Raw genomic sequence first — 2,125 nt, 5'->3', positions numbered from 1 at the left:
CCGGATGATCGCGCCATTGGCCCGGTCCTCGCGGCCTTCATGCCGAAAACGACCGCCGTAATATGGATGCCAGCGATAATGAAACTCTACCATCTGCCCGACATGGGCAGAATGACCCTGCGATGGCCCTGGGCAGAAAATCATGGCTCTTCGCTGGTTCAGATCGCGGCGGCCAGCGCACCGCCTTCATGCTGAGCCTCATTGGCACGGCGAAGCTCAACGATATAGATCCCCAGACTTGGCTAGCCGATGTGCTCAGCCGCATCGCCGACATCCCCCAGAACCGTCTCCAAGAACTGCTGCCATGGAATTGGCGAGCCGCCGAATATCAACGCGAAGCCGCCTGATCCGCGGCCTTCACCGAATGCTTACACATGGGCGCGCACGATCGTGGAATCAAACATCTGGATCAGGTGCGCTGACGGGCTCATCGCTGCCAGCGTGTCGAAGAAGGCCTCGAACACGCCGGCCTTGCTCAAACGGTCGAACCGCTTCCACACGCTGTTCCAATGGCCATACTCCTTGGGGAGCGCCCGCCAGCGCACGTTCTCCACCGTGAAGAAATGCAGCGCCTCCAGAAAGCGCCGGTCGTCCGCCGCCTTGCGCCCTCGGCGGGGCAAGCACGCCCGGAACACCAGCAGTGCATTTCCCCAATCTTCCTCGCTCATCTTCGTCGACAACGCTTCCAACCTCCATGACAGGCGGAAGCCTATGAATCAGAACAGATTCATCTTGGGAATCGGAAAATCTCTTCAACCTCAAATTCGTCCACACGGCCTAACGCGTTTCATGTGTTTTTCGTCACCCAAGATTTTCCCGTTTTCCAGTCGAGATGTGTCTATTTCGGGAAAAGTGAATTGGGAACAGATTGCGGGAAGGGCTCGCCTCGTGATCGACAACATTGGTCGCAGCTCGGGCCTTCTCGTTCTTCCTTCATTTATAGGAAGATTGCCGCCATGTGTTGCTCGACAGCTTCGCTGTGTTCTACCAATGAAAATCACAGCGGATTGAGGGATATGATGTGGCTATCAATTTTTGAGGCAGTGGCTATCGCAGCGGCTGTATTTGCCATGCCCGCTTTCGCAGGCAAACCAGAGCCCAACGCCAGCCTGCAAGACCTGTCCGTGACGACTGCCCCATTGACCGTGTCCGGCGTTCAGGCATCCAGAGTACGCCACTCCGATGCCGACGCGCGCCTGTTGACTGTATCCCCGTTCAATCCATCGGATGATGCGACTTTTGCCGCCCTCAAAGGCATTACGGCACAGGATTTCGTCGTGGAAGCCGTCCTCAAGGGAGTGCCTATCGACAATACCTCGACAGCACGCGGCTTCGTCGGAATCGCTTTTCGCATCTCCAACGACCTCACCCGGTTCGAGGCAATCTATGTGCGTCCCACCAATGCGAGGGCCGACGATCAGCTCCAGCGTAACCATACCACACAATATATCTCGCATCCCGATTATCCGTGGGAGCGCCTTCGAAACGAGCATCCTGGGAAATATGAATCCTATGTAGATCTGAATGCCGATCGGTGGACGAAGATACGGCTGGTAGTGAGCGGATCGCTTGCCCGGCTCTATGTCAAAGACGACGCGCAACCAGCCCTGATCGTCAATGATTTGAAGCTGCCACCCGCAAGCGGTGGCATCGGGCTGTGGGTCGGTCCTGGCTCCAGAGCATACTTCAAATCCCTGAAGATCGCCGTCAAGCGTCCCTGATTTGCTTGCTGCGGATGATGATCCCCAAAATCGCCATCGTTTACGAGAAAATGCCGGAAGTGACGATAATCAAGCGTTTGTCGCCACGTCGTTCGCCATTTGATTACCGACTACGGTTCCGAGCGCCGCTCGAAGATCGGTAAGGGTGCCTCATGAGCGTTTCACCGCATCATAGTAGTTGTTGCCGCCCTCATCGGCACGACAGCTAACCACGCTCAGGCCGAACCTGTCGAGATGCGTCGCATAGGCGTCCGCGCCGAGTGATAGCGAGGCCCGGCGGAACGTGTCAACGATTGTGAGACAGCCGGGTCGGGAGATTAAGCTATCGTCTTTCGGTCCCTGGCCGGTGGGTTGATCCAGACTGCGGTTGGTTTTTGTGGCGGTCGTGGTGGTCGATTGACGAA

Annotated in this window: 2 protein-coding genes and 2 pseudogenes; 2 read left to right on the top strand and 2 right to left on the bottom strand. The window is 56.8% G+C overall.

Annotated features, from left to right (window positions below; translation table 11 throughout):
* Positions 1 to 122: 122 nt before the first annotated feature.
* Positions 123 to 347 (top strand): annotated as a pseudogene (locus tag SxD43FB_RS23420) (transposase domain-containing protein); the annotation flags it as partial.
* A gap of 21 nt (positions 348 to 368) precedes the next feature.
* Here the strand turns inward: SxD43FB_RS23420 and SxD43FB_RS23415 are convergent.
* Complete coding sequence (locus SxD43FB_RS23415) at positions 369 to 668, bottom strand: transposase (RefSeq protein ID WP_176482911.1); 300 nt, start codon at positions 666 to 668, stop codon at positions 369 to 371.
* Positions 669 to 1,016: 348 nt separating this feature from the next.
* Between SxD43FB_RS23415 and SxD43FB_RS23410 the strand changes: the two genes are divergently transcribed.
* Entirely contained in the window at positions 1,017 to 1,721 is a 705-nt protein-coding gene (locus SxD43FB_RS23410; protein ID WP_096064145.1) for a hypothetical protein, read from the top strand.
* Between the two features lie 150 nt (positions 1,722 to 1,871).
* Here SxD43FB_RS23410 and SxD43FB_RS25700 read toward each other — a convergent pair.
* Positions 1,872 to 2,125, bottom strand: a pseudogene (locus SxD43FB_RS25700) (hypothetical protein); the annotation flags it as partial.

It is taken from the genome of Sphingobium sp. D43FB (genome assembly GCF_002312805.1).
In the GTDB taxonomy this organism is placed as follows: Bacteria; Pseudomonadota; Alphaproteobacteria; order Sphingomonadales; family Sphingomonadaceae; genus Sphingobium.
The sequence above is the reverse complement of the archived record's forward strand: the minus strand, read 5'-3'. Positions and strand labels throughout refer to the sequence as shown.

Bases quoted from the DNA above. Each gene is read 5' to 3' on its own strand.
- SxD43FB_RS23410 (WP_096064145.1), top strand. From the start codon at position 1,017: ATGATGTGGCTATCAATTTTTGAGGCAGTGGCTATCGCAGCGGCTGTA.
- SxD43FB_RS23415 (WP_176482911.1), bottom strand. From the start codon at position 668: ATGAGCGAGGAAGATTGGGGAAATGCACTGCTGGTGTTCCGGGCGTGC.